Consider the following 26266-nt stretch of genomic DNA (forward strand, 5'->3'; position numbering starts at 1 on the left):
CACGCCCGGCGAGCGCGAAGCGCGGCAGACGGGGCCGGATCACATGATCCTGCCCCGTCGTCTTTCAGCGCACCGGCCGAGGCCTGGCCACGCGCGCAGCGAAGGTCGGCAGCACCAGCAGGGTCAGCGCGGTCGCCGTGATCAGGCCACCGATCACCACCGTCGCCAGCGGTTTCTGCACCTCCGCACCGGAGCCACTGGCGATCGCCATCGGGATGAAGCCGACAATCGCCACCAGTGCCGTGGTCAGCACCGCGCGGATCCGGCTGGCGGCACCGTTGATTGCCGCCTGCAGGGGCAGGTCACCGGCATCGAGCCGCTCGCGGATGGCCTGCATCAACACCAGGCCGTTCAGCGTGGCCACGCCGGACACGGCGATGAAGCCGACCGCCGCCGATACCGAGAAGGGCATGCCACGCAGCAGCAGGGCGAGAATGCCGCCGACCAGCGCCAGCGGCACGCAGCTGAACACCAGCACGGCTTCCTTGCCACTGCGCAGGGCCATGAACAGCAGGCTGCCGATCAGCAGGAACACGACCGGTACCACCGTTGCCAGGCGCTTTTCCGCGCGCTGCAGGTTCTCGAACTGGCCACCCCAGGTGAGATAGGCGCCCGGCGGCAGCGCCACGTCGGCCACCGCTGCCTGCGCTTCGCCGACGAAGCCGCCCAGGTCGCGGCCGCGCACATTGGCCTGCACCACCACCCGGCGGCTGCCATTGTTGCGGCTGATCTGGTTCGGTCCCTCGCTGACCGTGATGCGGGCCACCGAGGACAGCGGAATGACCAGTCCGGCCGGTGTGGCAATCGGCAGCGATGACAGCTGGTCCGGATCGTTGCGCGCGGCATCGTCCAGCCGCACCACCACGTCGAAGCGTCGGTCGCCCTCGAAGATCTTGCCGGCCGCCGTGCCACCGATGCCGGTGGCCAGTGCATCGCTTACGTCCGCAGCGGTCAGCCCGTACTGCGCGGCGGCGACATGGTCGATCTTCACGTTCAGGGTCGGCAGGCCGGAAATCTGCTCCACCCGCACGTCAGCCGCACCGTCCACCGCACGCAGCTTCAACGCGACCTGGTCGGCCACCTTCTGCAGCTGGCCGAAGTCATCGCCGAAGATCATCACCGCCAGGTCGGTGCGCACGCCGGAGATCAGCTCGTTGAAGCGCAGCTCGATCGGCTGGCTGAACTCGAAGCTGTTGCCCAGCTGCTGCCCGGCCAGCGCCTCGAAGCGCGCCACCAGCGCCTCCTTGTCCAGCGTCGGATCGGGCCACTCCTTGCGCGGCTTCAGCACGATCACGCTGTCGGAGATGTTGGTCGGCATCGGGTCGATCGCGGCTTCAGCGGTACCGGTGCGCGAAAACACGGTTTCCACTTCCGGTTGCCCGGCAATCGCCTTTTCCAGCGCCAGCTGCATCGCCAGCGACTGCTCCAGCGAGGTCGACGGTACGCGCAGCGCCTGCATCGCCACATTGCCCTCATCCAGCGTCGGCATGAATTCGCGGCCCAGCAGCGAGAACGAACCGATGCCCACCACCACCATCATCACCGCGCCGGCCAGCACCGAGCGCGGGTGGTCCACCGCCTTGCGGATCACCGGTTCGATGCGTGCGCGCAGCACGCGGATCAGGCGTGTTTCGTGTTCGCCGTCATCGGCGTGCGCCCCGCTTTCCTTCAGCTTCGGCTCGCGCACCAGCAGCGCAGCCATGGCCGGCACGAAGGTGAAGGAGAACAGGAAGGCACCCACCAGAGCCAGCATGAACGTGGCGGCCATCGGATGAAACGTTTTTCCTTCCACGCCTTCCAGGGTCAGGATCGGCGCAAACACCAGCAGGATGATCAACTGGCCGAACGCCGCTGGACGCGCCATCTTCCGCGCCGACTCTGCCGCCACGCGCAGACGTTCCATCGCGGTCAGCGCACGGCCCAGTTCGGCGCGGCGCTGGCCCAGCATCAGCAGCGTCGACTCGATCACGATCACTGCACCGTCCACCAGGATGCCGAAATCCAGCGCACCCAGGCTCATCAGATTGCCGCTGATGCCGAAGCGGTTCATGCCGATCACGGCGAACAGGAACGACAGCGGAATCACCAGCGCGGTGATGGTTGCCGCGCGCAGGTTGCCCAGCAGCAGGAACAGCACCACCACCACCAGCAGCGCACCTTCGGTGAGGTTCTTTGCCACGGTTCTGATGGTGGAGTTCACCAGCACGCTGCGGTCCAGCACCGGCACGGCCACGATGTCGGCCGGCAACGACCGGTTGACCTGCTCCAGGCGCGCCGCTGCCGCCTGCGCGACGGTGCGGCTGTTGCCACCGGCGATCATCAGGGCGGTACCGAGCACAGCCTCGTGACCATTGCGGCTGGCCGCGCCCAGGCGCGGTGCACGGCTGAGATCGACATCGGCCACGTCGGCCACGCGCACCACCACGCCGTTGCGGGTCGCAACGGGGGCCTGCGCCAGATCATCAGTGGTCAGTGCCAGGCCGTCCGCACGTACCACCAGGCCTTCGCCGGCACGCTGCACGAAACCGGCACCCGCCTGCACGTTGGCGCGCTGCAGTGCCGTGACCAGGTCGGCCAGGCCCAGGCCATGCGCAGCCAGCCTGGCAGTGTCCGGGTGCACGCCGTACTCCTTCACGTACCCGCCGACCGTATCGACGCCAGCCAATCCCGGGCTGGAGCGCATCTGCGGCGCGATGATCCAGTCCTGCACCGTACGCAGGTAGGTGGCGCGTTCTTCCGGCGTGCGCAGCAGGCTGCCCTCCGGCGTCCGGTAGACCTCGCCGGCCTGCCAGCCCGCATCCCCCGGTCTGGCCAGCCGGGCGGGATCGAACGGGGTGAAGTCCACCGTCCACATCAGCACCTCGCCCAGGCCGGTGGTGACCGGCGACAGCAGCGGCGATGCGCCATCGGGCAGATCTTCCGCCGCTTCACGCATTCGCTCGGCCACCTGCTGGCGGGCGAAGTAGATGTCGGTCGCGTCGGTGAAGATCGCTGTGACCTGGGAGAAGCCGTTGCGCGACAGCGAACGGGTGGTGGTCAGGCCGGGAATGCCGGCCAGCGCGGTTTCCAGCGGGTAGGTCACCTGCCGCTCGATCTGTTCCGGCGTCAGCGCAGGTGCCACCGTGTTGATCTGCACCTGGCGGTTGGTGATGTCCGGCACGGCGTCGATCGGCAGCTTGCCCAGCTGGAACAGGCCCCAGGCCGCGATCAGCGCCGCCAGGAACACCACCAGCCAGCGGTAGCGCACCGCTGATTCAATGATGAGCTTGAACATGGTCGCCTCCTCAGTGGCCGTGCTCGGCTTCGCCCTTGGCCAGTTCGGCCTTGAGCAGGAAGGCATTGGTGCCGACGATGCGCTCGTTGCCGCTCAGTCCACCCAGGATCTCGATGCGATCACCGGCACGACGGCCGGCCAGCACCGGCTGTGCCTTGAAACCGCCTTCCACGGCGACGAACACGGCGCTGCTGCCGTCGACGTTCTGCACGGCATCGGCTGGCACGCTCAGTGCACCGTCCCGGCCTTCGGTGACCACCCTGGCCGACACCGGCGAACCGGCCGGCGGCAAGGCCGCCTCCACCGGCGTCGCGCGGATGACCGCCACGCCGCCCTGCTGGCGCACGTCGGCCGCAGAGCCGGTGACCGTGGCGGTGAAGCTGCCGCCCGGCACCGTGACGTCCAGCGTCATGCCCGGGGTGACCTGCGCGGCCAGCGCAGGCGGTGCGGTGAACACCAGCTCGTTCATCGCCGGATCGGCGACATCGGCCACCGCGCTGCCTGCGGCGACCACGCCGCCTGGAGTGACCTGGACGTTGCCGACGATGCCGGTCACCGGGCTGGTGATGCGCACGCGGCCACTGGCATCGGGCGCACCGTTGGCCGCGGCCTGCGCCTGTGCGGCAGTCGCCTGCGCCTGTGCGGCCAGCGAACGGGCGCGCGATGCTTCCAGCTCCTGGCGGGCGACCACGCCCTGTTCGACCAGCGCCTTGTCGCGGCCGTAGGCCAGGCGTGCCGCCTCGGCTTCGGCCGATGCGGCCAGAGCGTTGGCGCGGAACACGGCGGCTTCGCCGCTGACCACGATCGCCAGGGCCTGGTTCTGCTTCACCGCTGTGCCTGGTGCCACCAGCACGCGTTCGACGCGACCGCTCACGGTGGACGCCACCGAGGCACGTGCGCCCACCGATGGTTCGACACGGCCCGACAGGCGGGTGGAGCCGCCACCACCGCGTCCGACAGCCACCACTTCGATACCGGACGCCTTGATCTGTTCCGGCGTCAGCTGCACCACGCCTTCGTCGGCGTCGGCCGGTGCTTTGGTAGCCTCGGCCTTGGCGTCCGGGCTGTCGGCTGCGTGGCCGTGGCCGTCATCGCTGCCGGCTTTGGCTGCAGTGGCATCGGCTGTTTCCGGTGTCTGCGCGTTGCCGGCGCAGCCGGCGAGGAGAACGGCCAGCACGACGCCGCCAAACAGGGGAAAGGAACGGGACAGTGTCATGGGGCCTCCATAAAGGGTGCGCGCCCCTCGAGGCGGGCAAGATCGATTTCCGCGGCGACGCGCGACAGGCGTGCATCCACCGCGGTGCCGCGGGCGGCAATGAGCGCGCTGCGCGTGCTGCGCAGTTCCAGCTGCGAGATGCGTCCGGCATCGAAGCCGACGCGGGCCAGCCGATAGGCTTCCTCGGCCGCCACCACGCTTTCATCGGCGGCGCGGGTGCGGCTGCTGGCGGCCTTCAGCCCGGCAATGGCCGACAGCCGTCCGGCCTCGCTGTCGCGGCGTTGCTGGTCCAGGCGGGCTTCGGCCGCGCGCTGGTCGGCACTGGCGGCACGGATGCCGCCCCGGTTGCGGTCGAACAACGGCACGGTCAGGCTGACGCCGAGCGTGTAAGCGCGTTCGCCGCCTTCGCGGAAGCGGGTCTGTCCGGCGGTCAGGCTCAGGTCGGGCAGCGCCCGCTTGCGCTCGACGTCCACCAGCCGGCCGGCCGCATCGGCTTCGGCTTCGGCGATACGCACCGCGAGTGCGGCATCGGTGGCGCCGCGTGGCAGCGGAGGTGCGCGGTCGAGCAGGCTGCTGTCGATCGACTGCACCGGCGAGTCCAGCAGCGCGGCGCCGGCCAGGCGCGCCAGCGCGGCGTCGCGGAAGGCCTGCGCCTCGTCCAGCGCGGCGCTGGCATTGGCCACCTCGCTCTGCGCCTGCACCGCACGCAGTTGCGGTTCACGCCCTTGCCTGACCATGGCATTGACGGCGTTGGCATCGTCGCGGGTCAGGGCCAGCGCTTCTTCGGCCAGGGCATAACGGCGCAATGCGCTCTCTGCCTGTGCGTAGGCCGCGGCCAGCTGGCCGGCAACATCACTGCGGCTTTGCGCGCCACGCAGATTGGCGGCCTGGGCCTCGGCACGGGCGGCACGTACGCGCGCGCCGCGCTGGCCCCAGACCTCCAGCGGCTGGGACAGGCTGAGCACACTGTCGGCCTTGCCCATGCCGCCGTAGGAGCCGGTGCCCCACGCATTCTCGGCCGACCAGGAAAGGGAAGGATTGGGCAGCGCACGGGCCTGGTCGGCACGGGCGTCGGCAGCCTCGGCCAGCGCCGAGCCCACACGGGCGCCGGGCAGCTGGTCCAGGCGTTCAAGCAGGGTGTCGTAGGAAGGAGCAGCTTGCGCCATCACCGATGCCGCCGGGGCCAGGCCCAGCAACACGGCGACGACCAGCCCGGCCGCACGCGGCGACCGTGGTGTCAGGATCGACATAGGGGGATTCCGGTTGTGAGTGAAACGGGAGCCCGCAGCAGCGGGACGCGCTCAGCTCACGCCCGGGGGGGACGCGTCAGTTCATCCTGGGCGACGGCGTAGGCCGTCGCATCGCCGGCCGTCATCCAGCGCGCCGGCAGCGGCGCATCGAAGGCGGCGAAGGTGTTCGCCGGCAGGCTGGAGGTGGAATGGTGGCAGTGGTTATGCGTGCAGGCACCGGTGTGCTTGCTGTCACTGTCGCCTGCGGTGTCATCGGCCGCCGGCTCCACATGCGCCACGCTGGCATGCGGTTCCACCGCGCACGCCAGCGCGTCGGCCACCGGCACGACCACGAATGCCGCCATCAGCAGCATCAGCAGGTACGAGCGTAGGTGGCGGGCGATCCGGCGCATGGAGGGGAGGCTAGCAAGCGGTTTTCGCCGGATACAATATCAATGGCCACTTCGGGAATTCGTCGGAATCTCCCGTTCAGCTGGGGGTGATTGCGCTGTTCCACCCCCGCCCCGCATCGAGTCCCGTCACCGAGGCAGGAAGATGAACGCACGCATTGCCACCGCAGGCCTGGTGCTGCTTCTGGCCATCCCGGCCGCCCGCGCAGCCGACGACGTCTATGTGGAATTCCTGTGGTCGCCGACGCCGGCCGATGCACTGGCGCGCTCGCAGACGCAGCTGTTCATTGCCGATGGACAGCATGACCATCGCATCTGCGTGGCCGCCGATCTCGACGACACCGACGTGGATGGGCTGCAGATCGAGATCCGCGATGCCAAGGGTGGACGGGTCTCGCGCACGGCCCATGAGGATTACCGTGGCCGCAAGAAATGCTACGAGGCCGATCTGGGCACCGCCGGTGCCGTGGGGATGTGGACCGTCGACGCCGTGCTGGGCGATGGGCGCCGTGGCAGTGCGCAGATCCGCGTGGACCACCGGCTCGAGACGTCGCCCCTGTACCTGCGGCACGACCAGCCGTACGTGGCTGGGAGGCCGAACTACGACGCGTCCATTCCGCCGGCCGAGTGGGTGGGCACGCTGGTCTGGGCGATGGATGTGGATGCGGAGGGCAATGTGACCCACGTTGAGGTAGAGCATGCCGAGGGCGTGGGTGAGCGCCTGCGCGAGCGTGCGCTTGCGGCAGGCTGGTTGAGCCGGTTCGGCCCCGACCCGGCCCGCCAGGCGAAGCCGTTGCGCTGGCGCCGCACGCTGCAGTTCGCATCCGAGTAGCCCTGGCAGCCGGTGCGGGCCGGCGGCGTTCCGCTCACGGCAGTTTCGCGATCACCTTGATCTCGAACTGGAAGCCGTACAGCCAGGTCACGCCGATACCGGTCAGGGTGGGGTGGGGCGCCTCTCCCCAGTACTCGGGCACGATCGCCCAGGCCTTCTCGAAGTTCTTCTCCGGATCGACCAGGAACACGGTCACGTCGATCACGTCATCGAACGTGCAGTCTGCGGCGGCCAGCACCGCATTGAGATTGTCGAAGGCGCGACGGACCTGCGCCTCGAAGTCCGGTTCGGGCGAGCCATCCTCGCGGCTGCCGACCTGCCCGGAGACGAACAGGAAGCCATTGGAGCGGATCGCCGGAGAGTAGCGGTTGCGGTCATACAGGGCCTGGCGGCCAACGGGGAAAACGACATCGCGGTGTGACATGGGAAGGGCCTGATGGGAAGAACCGCCATCCTGCTCGCGATTGTTGTCTGGATATACGGCGACGATCGGACTAGATTGATCGCATAGCCCAAACAATCGGATCGCCGATGGACCGCTTCGAGGCCATGCGCGCCTTTGCCCGTGTGGTGGAGACCGGCAGCTTCACCCGTGCCGCGACGACCCTGCAGATCAGTCGCACCACGGTGACCCAGCTGGTGCAGCAGCTGGAAGCGCACCTGCGTCTGCGCCTGCTCAACCGCACCACGCGGCGGGTCAGCGTCACCGCCGATGGTGCGGCCTACTACCCCCGCATTGCCCGCCTGCTGGCCGAGCTGGAAGAGGTCGAGGGTGGCCTGGGCGATGCCGCCGTGCAGCCGCGCGGCCGCCTGCGCATCGACGTGCCCGGGCCCTATGCGCGGCTGCGGCTGGTGCCGGCACTGCCGGACTTCCAGGCGCGCTACCCCGAGATCCAGCTGGACATCGGCGTCAGCGACCGCGAGGTCGACGTCATCGCTGACAACGTCGACTGCGTGATCCGTGGCGGCACCCCGGCCGACTCGGCCCTGGTGGCACGGCCGCTGGGCGAGCTGCCGATCGGCTTCCACGCCAGCCCGGACTACGTGCAGCGCTTTGGTCTGCCGGAGCATCCGCGCGCGCTGGAGGGACCGCAGCACCACATGGTTGGGCTGCTCAGCCCACGCAGCGGGCGGGCGCGGGTCTTCGCCGCGCGGCGCGGCGATGAGACCGTCCAGGTGCAGGGCCGCCATTCGGTCGGCTTCGATGACGGCAATGCCTACCTCGCCGCCGGCCTGGCCGGGCTGGGCGTGGTCGCCCTGCCCAGCTACATGGCCGAGCCGCACGTGGCACGCGGTGAACTGCTGCCGCTGCTGCAGGCCTGGCAGCTGCCGTCGATGCCGATGCACATCATGTTTGCGCCGAACCGGCACATGAGCCAGCGCCTGCGGGTATTCATCGACTGGGTGGTGGAAGCGCTGGGGTGATGGACCCGCAGGGCCGAGCCCACGCCCGGCCGCTCCTGTGGGTAACTTGCGCAAGGCCTTGATTGCATGCATAATGCGCGGCTCGCTGTGTCCGGTTTCGTGCCGGGCGGCGCCCCCGGGAGCACGTCCCCGGCCGCCCAACGCCAGCGTAACCCTTTGATTCTCTTGACGTGTGGTGGGCAACCACCGAGGCCGCCGTCTCCCGGGCTACGGGCTGACAACAACTACTATCGAGGTGCGCAATGTCCCGCGTATGCCAGGTTTCCGGCAAGCGAGTGCAGACGGGTAACAACGTCTCGCACGCCAACAACAAGACCCGTCGTCGTTTCCTGCCGAATCTGCACGAGCGCCGTTTCTGGGTGGCCAGCGAGAACCGCTGGGTCAAGCTTCGTGTTTCCGCGCATGCACTGCGCACCATCGACAAGAACGGCATCGATTCCGTTCTGGCTGAGCTGCGTGCGCGCGGCGAAAAGGTCTGAGGAGTAAAGCATCATGGCAGGCAAGCGCGATAAGGTCCGTATGATTTCCTCGGCCGGTACCGGCCACTTCTACACCACGGACAAGAACAAGAAGAACACCCCGGGGAAGATGGAATTCCTGAAGTACGATCCGGTCGTGCGCAAGCACGTCCTGTACAAGGAAGGCAAGATCAAGTAATCCGCACGGATTGCTGGTCCCCGCGAAGAAACCCGCCCTTGTGGCGGGTTTTTTCATGCCTGTCGTCTGGTCTGGTGGGTGCCGACCCTTGGCCGGCACGGCCGTACTCCTTGCGCAGGCTGTCGCCTATGGCGCAGTGCGCGGGATCATGGGCCGAATGCGATAAGTGATTCTTCCTACCGGTTCCGGCAGTTCGCGCGGTTCAAATCGATTGGAACGACGGGCCCTGCCGCGCCCATGATGGCAAGCCGCTGCGGTTGCAGTGGCCGGGCTTGCAATCCCGTGAAGTCAATCATGAGTAGACTCGCCCGCCGTCGCCGGAGATCCCTCCGGCGACGGTTGGTGACCTATCCGCCTCTATGGCGGACGGTGCGTGGGGGCCTCGCGCCCGCCGGTTCGTTTGCTCATTGATTGCTTCCCGGTATTGCAACCACGCATCGTCCGCCACCTTCACCGGTGGCCAGATCCGTTGAAGGAGGCTGCATGAACACCCCATCACACCGGCAGGACCTGGAACTGGGCTGGCTGCGCCTGCAGCGCATGCTGGAAGGCATCGAGGGCATGGCGCTGCTGCTGTGCGACCACCACCTGGCACTGGCCAACGGCGCACCGCCGACGCTGCCGGAGGCACAGCTGGAGCGGGCGGCGCAGGCCATTGCCTGCATGGCGCTCAACGGCCGCCGCCACGCCGAATCGGTTCGCCAGCTGAGCGAGGTGCCGGTGCGGCATTGAAGCCGGCCCTCCCTTGTAGAGCCGAGCCCGTGCCCGGCTGCGCTGAGGCAGTCGAGCAAGCTCGACTCTACACACCCTGCTGGGCAGAATGGCCCATCACCTGCCGACGGACGACGCGATGCTGGTTGAGTGGTTGCTGGGATCGTATCTGCTGCTGATCGACTGGCTGATCCGGCTGGTCGCGCTGTGCTGGATTCCGACCCGCACCACGCCGGGCGCGGCCCGCAGCTGGCTGCTGCTGGTCGGTTTCGTGCCGCTGCTGGGCCTGCCGCTGTATCTGCTGTTCGGCCACCCGTGGCTGTCGCGCGAGCGCATCCGCCGCCAGGCCGAGGCCTCGCAGGTCATCCGCGAAGAGCAGGCGCTGCAGCGCCGCCTGCGCTGGAAGCCGGAACCGGATACGGCCAGTGCGGAAATCGTGCCGCTGGTGCAGCGCCAGGGCGATTTCATGCCGGTGCACGGCAACGCCGTCGATCTGCTCACCGATTACGACGAATCGCTGCACACGCTCATCGCCGACATCGACCAGGCCGAAGACCGCGTGCACCTGCTGTACTACCTGATGTTCGACGATTCGGTGGGCGAGGCCATCGTCGAGGCGCTGCAGCGTGCCGCCGCCCGCGGCGTGCAGTGCAGGGTGCTGCTGGACGCGGTGGGCGCCAAGCGCGGCCTGCGCGCCTACCGCAAGCGCCTGCAGGCGCGCGATATCGAAGTGCGGGCGATGCTGCCCGGCGGGCTGCGCTGGCGCCGCAGCGGCCGCATGGACCTGCGCAACCATCGCAAGATTGCGGTGATCGACAACGAAGTGGGCTACATCGGTTCTCAGAACCTGGCACGGCCGGAGTTCGTGCCAGGCCATCCCAACCGCGAGCTGGTGGCGCGTGTGCGCGGCCCGGCGGTGGCACACCTGGAAGCCGTGTTCGCCAGCGACTGGTACATCGAGACCGGCCAGCGCCTGGACGTCATTGCCGACGTACCCGAGTGCAGCGACGATGTTGCCACCCAGCTGCTGCCCAGCGGGCCGGCCTATCCGTACAGCAACGCGCGTGATGCCGTCGCCGCACTGATCCATCTGGCCCGCCGGCGGCTGGTGATGGTCACCCCGTACTTCGTGCCGGACGAAGCGACCCTGAGCGCGCTGCGCATCGCCGCGCTGTCCGGGGTGCAGGTGCAGCTGATCCTGTCGGCCAGCAACAACCAGCGGCTGACCGCCTGGGCGCAGGAGGCCTACTACGACGAGCTGCTGCGCTGTGGCGTGCGCATTGCCCTGTACGAGCCGCAGTTCCTGCACGCCAAGCACATGAGCGTGGATGAAGACATCGCGGTGCTCGGCTCGATCAACATGGATATCCGCTCGTTCGCGCTGAATGCCGAGATCGGTCTGGTCTGCTACGACCGCGTGCTGGTGACGCAGCTGTGTGCCATTGAAGACGATTACCTGCGCCAGTCGCGCCAGCTCGATCTGCAGCAGTGGCGCAAGCGTCCTGCCTGGCGCCGCAGCCGCGAAGGCATCGCACGCCTGGCCGACGCGTTGATGTGAACCGGTGCGCCGGAGCTCGAGCGGTCTCGATCATTGCGCACGCGGCGGCACTCCGGCCCGTCATGGCCGATGGCCTACAATCGGCACATGACTGATTCACCGTGTAATGGCGAACTGGACCTGGCGATCATCGGTGGTGGTGCGGCCGGGGTGCTGGTGGCGATCCAGGTGCTGCGCCAGGCCCGGTCGCCACTGGCGCTGGCCATCTTCGAACCCGCCTCGCAGCTGGCCCAGGGCATCGCCTATGCCACGCCGTGGCCGGAGCACCTGCTGAATGTGCCGGCGGCGAAAATGAGTGCGTTCGCCGAGCAGCCGGCTGACTTCCTCGATTACCTGATGGCCGTCAACGCCTACCCGGGCGAGACGCGCGAGGTACTGGGCGAGCGTTATGTCGGCCGCCATCATTTCGCCGCGTACCTGCAGCAGCGTCTGCAGGAGGCGGTTGCGGCCAGCCCGGCGCAGCTGCAGGTGATCGCGCAGCCGGTGCGGGGCCTCGCTCCGGATGACTCCGGTTATCGCCTGCAGCTGGGCGATGGCCACACATGGCACGCCGCGCAGGGGGTGCTCGCCACCGGCAACAGCATGCGTCCGCTGCCGGTGGCCGGTGCCGATGGACTGCCTGCCGACACCGTGGTCGAAGCCTGGGACTACGACGGCGTGCGCGCGTTGGCAGGCGCGCACGCGCTGGCCATCGTCGGTTCCGGTCTGAGCATGGCTGATACGGTGCTGGCGCTGGTCGCGGCCGGTCACACCGGCCCGCTGCATGTGATTTCCCGTCACGGCCTGCTGCCGCTGCCGCATGCGCACGCGGGCCTGCCGGATTTCGACCCCGCCCCCCTGCTGCCGATGACGCTGCGCCAGCGCCTGCGCACGCTGCGCCGGCAGGTGCGCCGGGCCGAGGCGGATGGCCTGCCCTGGCAGGGCGTGATGGACCGCCTCCGTCCGCATGGACCGGCGCTGTGGTGCAGCCTCGACGAGGCCGACCAGCGGCGGTTCCTGCGCCATGTGGTGCGCTACTGGGATGTACATCGCCATCGCATCGCCGAAGAGGTCGATGCACAGTTGCGCGCATTGCAGGCCAGCGGTCAGCTGCGCGTGCATCGCGCACGCCTGGATCGGGTCTGGCGTGAGGGCGATGCGCTGCAGCTGTCGGGCCACGATGCGGCCGGACACCGGCAGCAGTGGACGATCGGTGGTGTGATCAACGCCACCGGTGTGGAGACCCGCGCCACCGCGTTGCGCAATCCGTTGCTGCAGCAGCTTCAGGCCGATGGCCTGGCCCGTCCCGGGCCGCATGGGCTGGGCCTGGACAGCACGGTGCCCGGCGACCGCGTGCGCAGCGCCGGCGGCCAGCCGCAGGCGCGGCTGGGCGTACTTGGCAGCCTGCGCATCGGCAGCCTGTGGGAAAGCCTGGCGGTGCCTGAACTGCGCCAGCAGGCGCAGGCACTGGCCACCCAGGTGGTCGCAGGAGCCGCGACGGCGATGCCGTAAAATGGGGGCATGGATGTCTCCCACCTGCTTGATGGCCTGAACCCGGCCCAGCGCGAAGCCGTCTCCGCTCCCCCCGGCCACCACCTGGTGCTGGCCGGTGCCGGTTCCGGCAAGACCCGCGTACTTACCCACCGCATCGCTTGGCTGCATGAAGTCGAAGGCGTGCCGACCCATGGCATCTTCGCGGTGACCTTCACCAACAAGGCCGCCGGCGAGATGCGCCACCGCATCGACGCACAGCTGCCGCATGGCAGCCGTGGCATGTGGATCGGTACCTTCCACGGCCTGGCCAACCGCCTGCTGCGCCTGCACTGGCAGGACGCGAAGCTGCCCGAAGGTTTCCAGGTGATGGATTCGGACGACCAGCTGCGGCTGGTCAAGCGCGTGGTGCAGGCACTGGAGATCGACGACAGCAAGCATCCGCCCAAGCAGATCGCGTGGTGGATCAACGAACAGAAGGATGAAGGCCGCCGCCCGCAGCACATCCAGCCCGAGCCGCACGATGCGTGGCTGGAAACCATGCGCCAGGCCTACATCGAGTACCAGGCGCGCTGCGACCGTGCCGGCCTGGTCGACTTCGCCGAACTGCTGCTGCGCGCGCATGAGCTGCTGCGTGACAATCCCGGCCTGCTGGCGCACTACCGCGCCCGCTTCCGCGAGATCCTGGTGGACGAGTTCCAGGACACCAATGCCATCCAGTACGCCTTCGTGCGCGTGCTGGCCGGGGAGTCCGGCCATGTGTTCGTGGTCGGCGACGACGACCAGGCCATCTACGGCTGGCGCGGTGCCAAGGTGGAGAACGTGCAGGGCTTCCTGCGTGATTTCCCGGGCGCGCAGACCATCCGCCTGGAACAGAACTACCGCTCCACGGCCAACATCCTCGGTGCTGCCAACGCGGTGATCGCGCACAACCCCGATCGCATCGGCAAGCAGCTGTGGACCGACAGCGGTGACGGCGAGCCGATCGACCTGTACGCGGCGTACAACGAGATGGACGAGGCCCGCTACATCGTCGAACGTGCCCGCCAGTGGGTGCGCGATGGTGGCAGCTACACCGAAGTGGCCGTGCTCTACCGCAGCAATGCGCAGTCGCGTGCGCTGGAAGAAGCCCTGCTGAGCGAGCAGGTGCCGTACCGCGTGTACGGCGGCATGCGCTTCTTCGAACGCGCCGAGATCAAGGACGCGCTGGCCTACCTGCGCCTGCTCTCCAACCGCAACGACGATGCCGCCTTCGAGCGCGCGGTGAACACGCCGACCCGCGGCATCGGTGAACGCACTCTCGACGAAGTGCGGCGCGAAGCACGAGCGCAGGGCATTTCGCTGTGGGAAGCCACCATGCTGGTCACCCAGGGCAATGCGCTGGCCGCGCGTGCGCGCAACGCACTGGCGGGCTTCCTGGTGCTGGTCAACGAACTGCAGGCGCAGACCCGGGACATGACCCTGGCCGAGCGCGTGGATCACGTGCTCTCGCGCTCGCAGCTGCGTGAGCACTGGAGCAAGGAAAGCCGCAATTCGCTCGACTCCGAATCGCGCACCGACAACCTCGACGAACTGGTCTCGGTCGCCTCGCGCTTCGTGCGGCGGGCCGATGACATCGAGGAAGTGGGCGAGGACATGGACGAGCTGGTGGCGTTCCTGGCCTACGCTGCGCTGGAGGCCGGCGAGGGCCAGGCGCAGGCCGGCGAGGACGGCGTGCAGCTGATGACCCTGCATTCGGCGAAGGGCCTGGAATTCCCCCTGGTATTCCTGGCCGGCATGGAGGATGGCCTGTTCCCGAGCGCGCGTTCGCTGGAAGAAAGCGGCCGGCTGGAGGAAGAGCGGCGCCTGGCGTATGTGGGCATCACCCGGGCGCGGCAGAAGCTGGTGCTGTGTTACGCCGAATCACGCCGCATCCATGGCCAGGACAACTACAGCCTGCCTTCGCGATTCCTGCGTGAGATTCCACGCGGGCTGCTGCATGAAGTGCGGCCGAAGGTGCAAGTCTCGCGTCCCGCGTCGCTGGGCAGCAGCCGGGTGATGGGGCATGCCGCCATCGAGCTGCCGCCGATCAAGCTCGGCGCGCTGGTCAGCCATCCCAAGTTCGGCGAAGGCATGGTGACCGATTACGAAGGCAACGGCGCCCACGCCCGCGTGCAGGTCGAGTTCGCCGACGCCGGCAGCAAGTGGCTGGTGATGGCCTACGCCAACCTGACGGTGATCTGATTCCCGTCGAGGGGCCGGATCCCTCCCGCAGGGAGGGCTCTGACCCCATCGCGGGAAAGCCCAGCCGAGCATGGGCTCGGCTCTACAATGGGCGGCATCTCTTCCAGGAATGCCCCCATGACCGAGCCCACGCTGCATGTCACCGTGACCTTGAACGCCAGGCTGCAGCCTGAGCATCGCCACGAGCTGTTCGAGGATCCGCTCGACGCGCTGCTGCAGGCCGCCGAAGTGGGCGAAATCACCGGCGGCGGGACCGCCCTCTCCGATGACGGCGAGGTCGAGTACGGCGACATCGAGGTGGCGCTTCATGACGCGGCGGGTGTGCCGAAGTTGATCGATCTGCTGGAGCAGCTGGGCGCGCCGAAGGGATCGAAGGTGCAGGGCGCCGGGGACGGCGACCGCGGTTTCGGCGTCACCGAAGGCCTGGGCATCTATCTGGATGGCCAGAACCTGCCGGACGAGGTCTACGAACAATGCGATTCCAACCATGTGTTCGAACAGCTGTCCGAACGCATCGATGGCTTGGGCGAGATCTGCAGCTGGTGGCAGGGCCCGACCGAGACCGCGCTGTACATGTACGGCCAGTCGTTCGAGGCGATGCGTGATGCGATCGCCGGGTTCGTGGCCAGCTACCCGCTGTGCCAGAACGCACGCGTGGTGCAGATCGCCTGAGTGGGCCACCTGTAGAGCCGAGCCCACGCTCGGCTCATCCATCCGGAGCCGAGCATGGGCTCGGCTCTACAGGCGCCGGATTGATCCTGCTCAAAGCGCCACGTGCACATCGGGTGTGCAATGGTGGCGTTCCCATCCGGCGGATTGCCACGGAGCCCCACCATGTACACGCGCATCCTGATCGCCACCGACGGGTCCGAGCTGGCCGACAAGGGCCTGACCAAGGGCCTGGAGCTGGCCAAGGACCTCAACGCCGAGGTCGATATCGTCACCGTTTCCGAGCCGTGGGCTGTCGGCATGTACGACGCCATGGGCTGGAGCGTGGGCTACATGAACAGCCCCGAGTACAAGGCCGACCGCGAGGAAGGCGCGCAGAAGGTGCTGCAGCCGGCGCTGGCCAAGGCCGCCGAACAGGGCATTACCGCCAACCCGGTGCACGTACTGGACCGCTACGCGGCCGACGGCATCATCGAGACCGCTGCCGAGCGCAACAGCGACCTGATCGTGATGACCTCGCATGGCCGTCGTGGCGTGACCCGCGTACTGCTAGGCAGCCAGACCGCCGAGGTGCTGGCACGCAGCACGCTTCCGGTGCTGGTCATCCGCTGAGGCACGTGTTCCCGGGGAGGGGACACCGACGCCGGCCGCAGGATGCGCGCCGGCGTCATCTTTTGTGCAGCCGGGCTCGCTGGGGTCGGACCCTGCGGAAAGGGATCCGACCCCTGTCACATCACCAGCTGTAGAGCTTCCAGTACACCGGCGAGACGCCGTCCTTGTCGGTGTCCATGCGGCCATCGCCGTTCTTGTCGTACATGTAGAACGGGGCACCCCGCGACGGCGTCACCTTGACCATGCGCAGCTGCCCGGCCACGCGGTACTCCTCGATGGTGTCGCCGTTGCTCATGGTGCGGCTGGAGACCTCGGCGCCCTTGACGTCGACCGGGGGCGCCCCGGCGCCACCCATGCTGGCGCAGCCGGCAAGCAGGAGCAGGGAGGCCAGCATCAGAGTCTTCATGGGCGGTGGTCCTTTGCCTGGAAAGAGATTCGATTATGCCCCATCGTCGGGCATGCGCCGTGTCGCCGCTGTGCAGGGACAGGCGCGTAGAATCGCTGCATGAGCAGATTAGTCCTGATCGACGGGTCCAGTTACCTGTACCGCGCGTTCCACGCGCTGCCGCCCCTGTCCAATGCACAGGGCGAGCCCACCGGCGCGCTGTTCGGCGTGGTCAACATGCTGCGCTCGACGCTGAAGGAGCGGCCGGCCTACGTCGCGTTCGTCGTCGATGCGCCCGGCAAGACCTTCCGTGATGACCTGTACGACCAGTACAAGGCCAACCGTCCCCCGATGCCCGACGAGCTGCGCAGCCAGGTAGAGCCGATGTGCCGCATCGTCGAAGCGCTGGGCATCAGCATCCTGCGCGTTCCGGGCGTGGAAGCCGACGATGTGATCGGCACGCTGGCCCTGCAGGGCCAGGCGCAGGACCTGAAGGTGACGATCTCCACCGGCGACAAGGACTTCGCCCAGCTGGTGCGGCCGGGCATCGAACTGGTCAACACCATGACCGGCAGCCGCATGGATTCGGACGCGGCGGTGATGGAGAAGTTCGGTGTGCGCGCCGACCAGATCGTCGACCTGCTGGCGTTGATGGGCGACAGCGTCGACAACGTGCCGGGCGTGGAAAAGTGCGGGCCGAAGACCGCCGCCAAGTGGCTGGCCGAGTACCAGCACCTGGAGGGCGTGATGGCCGCCGCGCCGTCCATGAAGGGCAAGATCGGCGAGAACCTGCGTGCGGCGCTGGAGCGCCTGCCGCTGAACCGCGAGCTGGTGACGATCCGCACCGACGTCGCGCTGGAGGCCACCCCGACCACGCTGGCGCTGCGCGAACAGGACGTTCCGGCGCTGACCGAGCTGTACACGCGCTACGGTTTCACCCAGGCCCTGAAGGAACTGGGGGCGCCGCTGCCGGCACCGGCCGTGGCCAGCGAGGCGGCACCGAGCCTGCGTGGCACGGCGGCCGGCTTCGCCCGTGGCAGTGCGGAGGCACCGGCCGAGGGCACGCTGGATCCGGCGCTGGCCGCGCCAGGTGAATACGAGACCGTGCTTACCAGCGGACAGCTGCAGGCCTGGGTGGAGCGGCTGCAGCAGGCTGACCTGATCAGCTTCGATACCGAAACCGATGCGCTGGATGCGATGCGCGCGCGCCTGGTCGGTGTCAGCCTGGCGGTCGAGCCGGGCAAGGCGGCCTACATCCCGGTGGGCCATGACTACCCCGGCGCACCGGCGCAGCTGCCGCTGCAGCAGGTGCTGGACGCGTTGCGCCCGGTACTGCAGGACCCGGCAAGGAAGAAGCTGGGCCAGCACGGCAAGTACGACCTGCATGTGCTGCGGCGCCATGGTGTCGAGGTGCAGGGTTACCACGACGACACCATGCTTGAGAGCTTCGTGCTCAATTCCACCGCCACCCGCCACGACATGGATTCGCTGGCCCTGCGTTACCTGGGCTACACCACCATCAAGTTCGAGGACGTGGCCGGCAAGGGCGCCAAGCAGATTCCGTTCTCGCAGGTGGGCATCGACGAGGCCAGCCGCTATGCGGCCGAGGACGCCGACATCACCCTGCGCCTGCACCGCGCGCTGCAACCGCAGCTGCTGGCCGAACCGGCCCTGGACAGCGTGTACCGCGACATCGAGATGCCCCTGGTGCCGGTACTGGCCAGCATCGAGGCCAACGGTGTGCGCATCGATGCCGACGAGCTGCGCCGGCAGAGCCAGGACCTGTCTTCGCGCATGCTGGCCGCGCAGCAGAAGGCCACCGAGCTGGCCGGGCGCAGTTTCAACCTGGATTCGCCGAAGCAGCTGCAGGCCGTGCTGTTCGACGAGCTGAAGCTGCCGGCGGTGGTGAAGACCCCGAAGGGCCAGCCCAGCACCAATGAAGAGGCGCTGGAGGCGATCGCCGACCAGCATGAGCTGCCGCGGGTGATCCTCGATTACCGTGGCCTGGCCAAGCTGCGCAGCACCTATACCGACAAGCTGCCGGAGATGGTCAACCCGGATACCGGCAGGGTGCACACCAGCTACCACCAGTCCGGCGCTGCCACCGGCCGCCTGTCCTCCTCCGACCCGAACCTGCAGAACATCCCGATCCGCACCGAAGATGGCCGCCGCATCCGCCGCGCCTTCGTCGCACCGGAAGGCTGCCAGCTGCTGGCCGCCGACTATTCACAGATCGAACTGCGGATCATGGCCCACCTGTCCGAAGACCCGGGCCTGGTGCGCGCCTTTGAGCAGGGCGCCGACGTGCACCGCGCCACCGCCGCAGAAGTGTTCGGCCGCACCCTGGACGAGGTGACGCCGAACGAGCGCCGCGCGGCCAAGGCGATCAATTTCGGCCTGATGTACGGCATGAGCGCCTTCGGCCTGGCCCGCAACCTGGGCATCGACCGTGGCCAGGCGCAGGATTATGTGGCGTTGTACTTCAGCCGTTACCCGGGCGTGCGTGACTTCATGGAGCGGATGCGCCAGCAGGCCCGTGACCAGGGCTATGTGGAGACGCTGTTCGGCCGCCGCCTGTATCTGAACGATATCCATGCACGCAACCAGGGCCTGCGTGCCGGTGCTGAACGCGCCGCGATCAACGCGCCGATGCAGGGCACCGCTGCCGACATCATCAAGCGCGCGATGGTGGATGTTGACCGCTGGCTGCGCGACAGCGGGGCCCCGGCGCGGATGATCCTGCAGGTGCACGATGAACTGGTGTTCGAAACCGAGACTGCGTTTGTCGAGGAGCTGCGGGAAAATGTGGTGCAGCGCATGTCGCAATCGGCACAGTTGCGCGTTCCTCTGGTGGTCGACACCGGCGTAGGTAACAACTGGGACGAGGCACACTGAGTCGCTTTCGGGCCTGAAACGACGTGAATTTGTTCATCTGGCCACAGTTTCTGACTCGGCCATGAATACTCGCCCCATTGCGGTTCATTAAATTGGCTCCCTTCACGAACCGTTAGTGTTCGGAGTGGTTCTATAGCTCTCGACAGGCGCAATGCCTGTTGTGGATCTCTCCCATCCCCTGGAGCAGATCTCGGAACGGGGACTCCTCCCCAAGTGCCCGTTCCCCGGCCCCGTTGACCTCCCCCTGGTCAGCGGGGCTTTTTATTTGCGCCGCCGGCAGGCTGCCGGCTGCTAGGCTGGGCCACCGCCCAGCAGGGGAGCCCGCAATGCACGATCTGTTCGCACTGGCGATGCCGTGGTGGGAGTTCATCCTGCGCGCGGTGGTGGTCTACACCGTCGTGCTGGGCCTGGTGCGCCTCAGCGGCAAGCGCGCGCTGGGGCAGATCACCCCGTTCGACGTGCTGCTGATCGTGCTGCTGGGCAACGCGGTGCAGAACGCGCTGCTGGGCCAGGACACGTCCCTGGGCGGTGGCCTGCTGCTCGCCGCGACCCTGATCCTGCTCAACTACGGCGTGGGCTGGGTGACCACCCGCAACCGCCGCCTGGAGCGCCTGATCGAGGGGGAACCGGTGGTGATCGCCCGTGACGGCACCCTGTTGCGGGATGTTCTGCGCCGCGAACTGATCAGCCGGGCCGATTTCGATGCCGCCATGCGCCAGCAGGGCTGCCTGCGCATCGATGATGTGCAGGTGGCGCTGCTGGAAACCACCGGCCATATCACGATCATCGCCCGGCACACGGACGCGTAGGGCCGGCGGCATGCGTGCGGGGACGGCCACGCCGCCCCGCGAGATGCCTTAGAGCCAGTCGCGCGGGACCAGGTAATCGGCCAGTCGGGCTTCCGGACTGCCCGCCTCGGGGGTGAAGCCGTATTCCCAGCGCACCCGCGGCGGCAGGCTCATCAGGATGCTTTCGCTGCGGCCGCCGCTCTGCAGGCCGAACAGCGTGCCGCGGTCGTAGACCAGGTTGAATTCCACATAGCGGCCCCGCCGGTACAGCTGGAATTCGCGCTCGCGCTCGCCATGGGCGATGTCCTTGCGCTGCTGCACGATCGGCAGATAGGCATCGAGGAAGCCGTCGCCGACCGCCCGCAGGTAATCGAAGTCGCGTTCGAAATCGCCGTGCAGATCGTCGAAGAACAGGCCGCCGATGCCGCGCGTTTCGTTGCGGTGGCGCAGGAAGAAGTACTCGTCGCACCAGCGCTTGTGCGCGCTGTAGCGCTCTTCACCAAACGGCGCGCACAGGTCGTGGGCGACCTGGTGCCAATGGCGCACGTCCTCGTCGAAGGGATAGAAGGGGGTCAGATCGAAACCACCCCCGAACCAGCTGGCCACCACTTCGCCGTCGCGCTGCGCCTGGAAGAAGCGCACGTTGGCATGGGTGGTGGGCACATAGGGGTTGAGCGGGTGGAACACTAGCGATACGCCGGTGGCGCGCCAGGAGGCGCCGGCCAGCTCCGGGCGGTTGGCCGAGGCCGACGGCGGCAAGCGGCTGCCGGAGACATCCGAGAAGCCGATTCCGGCCTGTTCGAACACCGCGCCGTCGCGCAGCACGCGGGTACGGCCACCCCCGCCTTCAGCGCGCTGCCACAGGTCTTCCTGGAAGCGGGCCTGGCCGTCGGCCGCTTCGATCGCCGCACAGATGCGGTCCTGCAGGTCGGTCAGGTAGGCGCGCACGCGCTCGAATTCGTTCATGACGCGTACTTTACCGCAGGGCCTGCCGCACGCCGCGGGTGAGGGCAGGTCAGTGGAAGCAGGAGCGGATATCCGGCCGCAGCAGGCGCCAGGCCAGCCAGCCCTGCGCGACGAGCAGGGCGAAGGCGCCGCCGAACAAGGTCAGCGACATGAGGATGTGCTGGGTTCGCGCTTCGCGCAGTGTGCCTGGATCGACGATACGCCCGATGACGTCGGCGACGACGCTGTCCAGCCACCCGGCGACGGCGAAGTTTGCCAGGGCCGAGAGCCACAGCAATGCCACGTAGCTCCAGAGGCCCCAGCGACGTCGCCGGGCGAATCCCCAGCTGGAAAGCACGGCGGGGATCGCTGACAGCATCAGCCACAGGGTAGCGTCCACCGGTTTGCGCAGGATCCACAGCACGCTTGGCGGGAACTGCTGTTCAGTGGCCGACAGTAGCATCCACCGCCAGAACGGGCCGCCGGACAGCTGCCAGACCACCAGCGCCTGAATCGCCATGGCCACCACGAACGCTGCGCAGATCAGCAGCGACGCCAGGCCGAGCGGCCGCACGAAATCCTCCGGGTTGAGCGGCGTGGCAGGGCGGTGCCGGGGCGGTTGAAGCGACATCCGATGTCCTTGGCTGCAGTGGCGTCTTCAGCGGGTCGCCACCCGGGTGGCAACGGCCGGCAGGATATGGTGTTCGCTCAAGGGTGCCAAGCGCAGGCCATGGGGCGGGCGCAGCGGCACCCACGCCAGCTCGGCGATTTCCGCGCGTGCCTGCGGCGTGCCCTGTACCTGCACCCACCAGGCCTCGGCCTGTACGCGATGACCAGGCTCGTTCACCGCCCAGTCCTGGAAATGGCCCAGCGCCACGGTCGGGCCGGCGAGCAGGCGCACACCCAGCTCCTCGTCCAGTTCGCGGGCCAGCGTCTGCAGTGGCGTTTCGCCCGGTTCGGGCTTGCCTCCGGGCTGGATGAAGCGGTCGGCGCCGTGCTTGCGTACCACCAGCGCCCGGCCGTGGTCGTCGACGATGACCGCGGCCACGATGTGGATCGTGGCCGTGGCACTGCTCACTTCAGGTTCTGCTCGAACAGCTTGAGGATGCGCTTGTACTGGTCCAGCCAGGAGTCGGCGCGGACGTAGCCGTGGCGCTCCAGCGGGTACGGGGCGATCGACCAGTTGTCCTTGTGCAGCTCGATCAGGCGCTGGGTCAGGTTCACCGAGTCCTGGAAGAACACGTTGTCATCCATCATGCCGTGCGCGATCAGCAGGTTGTCCTGCAGGTTCTGCGCGTACTCGATCGGCGAAGACACCCGGTACGCCTCCGGATCGATGTCCGGCGTGTTGAGGATGTTGCTGGTATAGGCATGGTTGTAGTTGTGCCAGTCCACCACCGGGCGCAGCGCGGCACCGGCCTTGAAGGTGCCCGGTGCGCGGAACAGCGCCATGAAGGTCATGAAGCCGCCGTAGGAGCCACCGTAGATGCCGGCGTGGTCACGGTCGCCCTGCTGGGTGTCCACCAGCCAGTCCAGGCCGTCCTTGTAGTCTTCCAGTTCCGGGTGGCCCATGTTGCGGTAGACGGCCGTGCGCCAGTCGCGGCCGTAGCCCTCGCTGCCGCGGTAGTCCATGTCCAGCACGATGTAGCCCTTCTGCACCAGCAGGTTGTGGAACATCTGCTCGCGGAAGTAGGCCGGGTAGCGCTGGTGCACGTTCTGCAGGTAGCCGGCACCGTGCACGAACATCACGATCGGGTACTTCCTGCCCGGCTCCTTGTGCTCGGGTTCGTAGTACTTGGCCCAGACCACGCCGGCGCCATGCCTGGACGGTACCGCCACCAGCTTCGGCTGGATCCACTGGCGCGCCTTGAAGTCGGCGCTGCGGGTATCGGTCAGCACGCGGGCCTGGCCGCCCGCGCTGGGCAGCACCGCCAGCTGCGGTGGCAGGTAGGCACCGGAGTAGCGCACCAGCAGCTGCTGGCCATCCGGCGACAGCGAGAAGTCTTCCACGCCGTTGAGGCTGGTCAGCTCGCGGACCTGACGGCTGCCGGTGTCGACCGCGCAGACTTCGTAATCGTGCGGGGCCTGCTGGTTGCACAGGAAGTAGAAGCCCTTGCCGTCGGCCGACAGCACGGGCGCGGAGGTCTCCCACTTGCCGCTGGTCAGCGCCTGCGGCCGGGCAGTGCCGGCCTGGGTGTACAGGTGCGAGAAGCCCGATTCCTCGGACAGCAGCCACAGCGTGCGGCCATCGGCCATCCAGCCGAAATCGTTGAAGCCCCAGTTGATCCACGCGTTGTCGGTCAGCCGGTGGCGGTTCTGCACGCGGCCGTCGCTGCCGATGCTGACGATCCAGCGGTCCTTGTTGTCGTTGGCGCGCAGCATCACCGCCGCCTGCTGGCCATCGGCGCTCCAGCGCATGCCGCCGCCCATGAAGTCGCTCATCACCTGCACGCTGCGTTCGCCCTTCAGCGCCTCCTTGCCGGCCTTGCGGCGCAGGTCGGCCAGCGGGTCGGTGGCGATGCCCGGCAGGCCGGACAGCGACAGCTTCTGCGCCTTGCCGCTGCGCACGTCCACGTACCACAGGGTGTGCGGCTCGTTGCCATTGCGACCGACGCGGGTGCGGGTGTCCTCGGTTTCCTCGTAACCGGATTCGGTCACGTACAGCGGCATCTTGCTGGTGCGGCCCTCGTCGAAGTCCTTCGGCGTGGTCACCACGATCAGGTGGCCCAGGTCCGGCGACAGCACGCTGTCGGCGATCTCCACGTCGGCGCCCAGGTATACCGGGCCCGGCGCGCGGGTCGGGTCGGCCTGGCGCCAGCGCTGGTCCTGGTCCTTCAATGCCTCGCGCTGCTCGCGGTCGCGACGCAGGGTTTCCAGGGTACGCAGCTGCTGGTCGCGCAGCAGGTCGTCCTTGGGCGCGCTGTTGGGGTCCTTGTCGGCCTTCAGGCTGGCAACCTGCTGCACGCCGCCGGCAGCGGTCCAGTGGAACCAGTTCTGGCCCACCCGCCAGATCACGCCGTTGTCGGCAGCGAAGTTCACCCCGCTGGCGCGCTCGTTGCTGCGCGTGAGCTGGGTGAGCGCGCCGCTGCGCAGGTCGCGCACGAACACGTCGCCGTTGCGGACGAAGGCGCTGCGGGTGCGGGTGCGGTCGTAGACCGGATCGGCCACGTCCAGGGTGCCGCGCTGGTCGTCAGCCACCTGGGCCGCAACACCACCGGCCACGGGCTGGCGGAAGGTGTCGCGCACCGGGCTGCCGTTGCGCTTGAGCTGGTACTCGACCTGCTGGCTGTTCCACGACCACCAGGCCTTCTCGACCGGCGGACCGATCCAGTCCGGATCCGCCATGGCCTGTTCGATGGTGATCGGCGTCGGCGCGGCATGGGCGGCCGGTGCGGCCAGCACGGCCGACAGCAGGAGGGACAGGGGCAGCACTCGGGACATGGGCGGACGGCACCAGAAAAGGAAACCGGGCAAGGGTAGCAGCCGTTCGCGCCGCAGGAGGGGGCCACAGGTCATGGCAGCGGGATCGGCAAAGCGGTGCAACCGGCGGCCGCCATCGCGCATCCATTCTCCTGAACCCGCATCATTCACCGCACAGGAGCACGACCATGCAGGAACTCATCCCGATCACCCTCTTCATCTGCATCGCCTACGCCATCCACGCCATCGCCGATGCGCGCGCGCGCAGCAAGCTGGTCGCACCGCACGTGCCCGAGGAGGTGATCCGCTCCCTGGCCGTGCTGGAGGAAGAGCGCCGCCGCCAGGGCGCGCTGCGCTGGGGCATCAGCCTGGTGTGCCTGGCCCTGGCCATGGGCCTGCTGGAAGTCCTGGGCGCCCGCGACCTCACCTTTGGCGCCGCTGCCGCCCTGGTGGGCAGTGCCGGCCTGGGCCAGCTGCTGGCCTGGCACTTCACCCGCCCCGCCGTGCGCAAGAGCTGAGCGCCGGCATGCCACACGCCCCGGGGGAGCGGTGCGCATGAGCCTGCTGGGCGAAGCCCTGTCCGCCCTGCGCGGCCGCCGCCGGCAGGACGCCGCGGCGGCCGCGGTCATCGAAGATGATGCGGCGCTGGTGCGGGCCATCATCGATGGCTCGCAACCGGCGTTCGCGCAGCTGGTGCAGGCCCACCAGCGCACGTGCGCGCATGTGATCGGGCGCATGGTGGGTGACCGCGATCAGGTCGCTGACCTGCTGCAGGAGACCTTCCTGGCGGTGTTCCGGCAACTGCACCGGTTCCGCTTCGAATCCTCGCTGCGGACCTGGATCTCACGGGTGGCCTACACCACCGCATTGCAGCACCTGCGTCGCCGGCGCCTGGAAGCGCAGTGGATGGTGGCGGTGGAGGTACCGGAGGATCTGGGCATCGGTGACGAGGGACCGGGCCCGGCCGAACTCAGCCAAGCGCTGCAGGCCGGCCGCCAGCTGGGTGCGGCGCTGGAGCGGTTGAGCCCGCCGCAGCGCCTGATCGTCGGCCTGCACTACCTGGAGGATTTCGACCTGGCAGAGATCGAGCAGGTGACCGGTCTTGCGCGCGGTACCATCAAGAGCCACCTGCACCGCGCGCGTCTGCTCCTGAAGCAGGAACTGACGCGGCATGCCACCGCCGGAGAACTGCTGTGAATCCACCGACCGATCCCCGCGATGCCGACGAGCGCGCGCTGGCGCAGGCGTTGCGTGAACAGGCACGGCAGGAACAGACCCCGGACGTGAGCGAGGCGTTGCAGACGCGTATTGCCAGTGAGTCGCGCGACAGTGGCGTGGGCTATGTGGTGGTGCAGGTGCTGCTGGTGGGCGCGCTGCTGGCGGCCGGTGCCTGGTACTTCTGGCCTTGAGGCTCTCGCCGGGGGGGGGGCCGCGCCCCGCCGGGGGGGATGGGGGGGGGCCGGGGGGGGGGGCGGCGGGGGCGCCGGGGGGGGGGGGGGGGGGGGGGGCCGCGGGGGGGGGCGCCCGCCGGCCGGGGAGGGCGGCGG

The 26266-nt window shown here is 68.3% G+C and carries 25 protein-coding genes; 15 read left to right on the forward strand and 10 right to left on the reverse strand.

All coding sequences use genetic code 11. The features are described from left to right. Positions 1–64 precede the first annotated feature (64 nt). From ACVOME_RS11705 to ACVOME_RS11720, 4 genes are read right to left on the reverse strand one after another with little or no spacing between them, the layout of a single operon-like run. Positions 65–3274: an efflux RND transporter permease subunit gene (locus ACVOME_RS11705; protein WP_481505109.1), complete on the reverse strand. Its 3210-nt coding sequence runs from the start codon at positions 3272–3274 to the stop codon at positions 65–67. 10 nt (positions 3275–3284) lie between these two features. Then, positions 3285–4490, reverse strand: coding sequence for an efflux RND transporter periplasmic adaptor subunit (locus tag ACVOME_RS11710; protein ID WP_481505110.1), 1206 nt, complete (start codon positions 4488–4490; stop codon positions 3285–3287). Continuing rightward, the gene (locus ACVOME_RS11715; RefSeq protein ID WP_065174259.1) at positions 4487–5740 is read right to left on the reverse strand and encodes a TolC family protein; all 1254 of its coding nucleotides are present in this window, start codon (positions 5738–5740) and stop codon (positions 4487–4489) included. Before ACVOME_RS11715 ends, ACVOME_RS11710 begins: the two co-directional genes overlap by 4 nt. A 56-nt stretch (positions 5741–5796) precedes the next feature. Next, entirely contained in the window at positions 5797–6132 is a 336-nt protein-coding gene (locus tag ACVOME_RS11720; RefSeq protein ID WP_065174260.1) for a hypothetical protein, read from the reverse strand. Between the two features lie 142 nt (positions 6133–6274). Here ACVOME_RS11720 and ACVOME_RS11725 point away from each other — a divergent pair, with 142 nt between their 5' ends. Next, a complete protein-coding gene (locus tag ACVOME_RS11725) occupies positions 6275–6961 on the forward strand; it encodes a hypothetical protein (protein ID WP_481505111.1) in 687 nt (228 codons plus the stop codon). A 34-nt stretch (positions 6962–6995) separates the two neighbouring features. Here the strand turns inward: ACVOME_RS11725 and ACVOME_RS11730 are convergent, their stop codons facing one another. Continuing rightward, on the reverse strand, positions 6996–7385 hold the full coding sequence (locus tag ACVOME_RS11730) for a RidA family protein (protein WP_065181415.1): 390 nt from the start codon (positions 7383–7385) through the stop codon (positions 6996–6998). Between the two features lie 107 nt (positions 7386–7492). Between ACVOME_RS11730 and ACVOME_RS11735 the strand changes: the two genes are divergently transcribed. The 9 genes from ACVOME_RS11735 to ACVOME_RS11775 all read left to right on the forward strand — a co-directional run bounded on the left by ACVOME_RS11735 (position 7493) and on the right by ACVOME_RS11775 (position 16286). Next, positions 7493–8386, forward strand: a complete 894-nt coding sequence (locus ACVOME_RS11735; protein WP_481505112.1) for a LysR family transcriptional regulator — start codon at positions 7493–7495, stop codon at positions 8384–8386. Positions 8387–8628: 242 nt separating this feature from the next. Next, positions 8629–8865 (forward strand): 50S ribosomal protein L28, encoded by a 237-nt coding sequence (gene rpmB / locus ACVOME_RS11740; RefSeq protein ID WP_005411638.1) that lies wholly within the window; start codon positions 8629–8631, stop codon positions 8863–8865. Between the two features lie 10 nt (positions 8866–8875). After that, on the forward strand, positions 8876–9043 hold the full coding sequence (rpmG, locus tag ACVOME_RS11745; protein WP_169411268.1) for a 50S ribosomal protein L33: 168 nt from the start codon (positions 8876–8878) through the stop codon (positions 9041–9043). A 483-nt stretch (positions 9044–9526) separates the two neighbouring features. Then, positions 9527–9775: a hypothetical protein gene (locus tag ACVOME_RS11750; protein WP_263176410.1), complete on the forward strand. Its 249-nt coding sequence runs from the start codon at positions 9527–9529 to the stop codon at positions 9773–9775. A gap of 118 nt (positions 9776–9893) precedes the next feature. Continuing rightward, entirely contained in the window at positions 9894–11312 is a 1419-nt protein-coding gene (cls, locus tag ACVOME_RS11755) for a cardiolipin synthase (RefSeq protein ID WP_053519935.1), read from the forward strand. A gap of 69 nt (positions 11313–11381) precedes the next feature. Further along, positions 11382–12803: an FAD/NAD(P)-binding protein gene (locus tag ACVOME_RS11760; RefSeq protein WP_481505113.1), complete on the forward strand. Its 1422-nt coding sequence runs from the start codon at positions 11382–11384 to the stop codon at positions 12801–12803. A gap of 9 nt (positions 12804–12812) precedes the next feature. Then, on the forward strand, positions 12813–15005 hold the full coding sequence (gene uvrD / locus ACVOME_RS11765) for a DNA helicase II (protein WP_074900176.1): 2193 nt from the start codon (positions 12813–12815) through the stop codon (positions 15003–15005). Positions 15006–15122: 117 nt separating this feature from the next. Beyond that, positions 15123–15677: a hypothetical protein gene (locus tag ACVOME_RS11770; protein ID WP_049433087.1), complete on the forward strand. Its 555-nt coding sequence runs from the start codon at positions 15123–15125 to the stop codon at positions 15675–15677. Between the two features lie 162 nt (positions 15678–15839). Beyond that, a complete protein-coding gene (locus ACVOME_RS11775) occupies positions 15840–16286 on the forward strand; it encodes a universal stress protein (protein WP_414488007.1) in 447 nt (148 codons plus the stop codon). Positions 16287–16407: 121 nt separating this feature from the next. On the opposite strand, the gene ACVOME_RS11780 is transcribed toward ACVOME_RS11775, so the two are convergent. Then, a complete protein-coding gene (locus ACVOME_RS11780; RefSeq protein ID WP_053519930.1) occupies positions 16408–16692 on the reverse strand; it encodes a DUF2782 domain-containing protein in 285 nt (94 codons plus the stop codon). A gap of 99 nt (positions 16693–16791) precedes the next feature. Between ACVOME_RS11780 and polA the strand changes: the two genes are divergently transcribed. Both polA and ACVOME_RS11790 read left to right on the forward strand, forming a co-directional pair. Beyond that, a complete protein-coding gene (gene polA, locus ACVOME_RS11785) occupies positions 16792–19566 on the forward strand; it encodes a DNA polymerase I (RefSeq protein ID WP_197571459.1) in 2775 nt (924 codons plus the stop codon). Between the two features lie 326 nt (positions 19567–19892). Then, the gene (locus tag ACVOME_RS11790) at positions 19893–20375 is read left to right on the forward strand and encodes a DUF421 domain-containing protein (protein ID WP_053519928.1); all 483 of its coding nucleotides are present in this window, start codon (positions 19893–19895) and stop codon (positions 20373–20375) included. A gap of 48 nt (positions 20376–20423) precedes the next feature. Here ACVOME_RS11790 and hemF read toward each other — a convergent pair whose 3' ends face one another. Genes hemF through ACVOME_RS11810 form a run of 4 tightly spaced genes read right to left on the reverse strand, consistent with a single transcriptional unit; the run spans position 20424 to position 24740 of the window. Further along, positions 20424–21320: an oxygen-dependent coproporphyrinogen oxidase gene (gene hemF / locus ACVOME_RS11795; protein WP_053519927.1), complete on the reverse strand. Its 897-nt coding sequence runs from the start codon at positions 21318–21320 to the stop codon at positions 20424–20426. Between the two features lie 49 nt (positions 21321–21369). Next, positions 21370–21930, reverse strand: a complete 561-nt coding sequence (locus tag ACVOME_RS11800) for a hypothetical protein (RefSeq protein ID WP_128987635.1) — start codon at positions 21928–21930, stop codon at positions 21370–21372. A gap of 27 nt (positions 21931–21957) precedes the next feature. Continuing rightward, positions 21958–22377 carry an NUDIX hydrolase gene (locus tag ACVOME_RS11805; RefSeq protein WP_461288364.1) on the reverse strand — a complete coding sequence of 140 codons (420 nt, stop codon included), beginning with the start codon at positions 22375–22377 and terminating at the stop codon, positions 21958–21960. Beyond that, on the reverse strand, positions 22374–24740 hold the full coding sequence (locus ACVOME_RS11810; protein ID WP_065181421.1) for a S9 family peptidase: 2367 nt from the start codon (positions 24738–24740) through the stop codon (positions 22374–22376). Before ACVOME_RS11810 ends, ACVOME_RS11805 begins: the two co-directional genes overlap by 4 nt. Positions 24741–24907: 167 nt before the next feature. Between ACVOME_RS11810 and ACVOME_RS11815 the strand changes: the two genes are divergently transcribed. From ACVOME_RS11815 to ACVOME_RS11825, 3 genes are read left to right on the forward strand one after another with little or no spacing between them, the layout of a single operon-like run. Next, a complete protein-coding gene (locus ACVOME_RS11815; RefSeq protein ID WP_053519923.1) occupies positions 24908–25237 on the forward strand; it encodes a hypothetical protein in 330 nt (109 codons plus the stop codon). A 37-nt stretch (positions 25238–25274) separates the two neighbouring features. After that, the gene (locus ACVOME_RS11820) at positions 25275–25916 is read left to right on the forward strand and encodes an RNA polymerase sigma factor (protein WP_053519922.1); all 642 of its coding nucleotides are present in this window, start codon (positions 25275–25277) and stop codon (positions 25914–25916) included. After that, positions 25913–26128 carry a hypothetical protein gene (locus tag ACVOME_RS11825; RefSeq protein ID WP_053519921.1) on the forward strand — a complete coding sequence of 72 codons (216 nt, stop codon included), beginning with the start codon at positions 25913–25915 and terminating at the stop codon, positions 26126–26128. The genes ACVOME_RS11820 and ACVOME_RS11825 overlap by 4 nt, the downstream gene beginning before the upstream one ends. The last annotated feature ends 138 nt before the right edge of the window (positions 26129–26266 follow it).

It is taken from the genome of Stenotrophomonas sp. STEN008 (assembly GCF_056760435.1).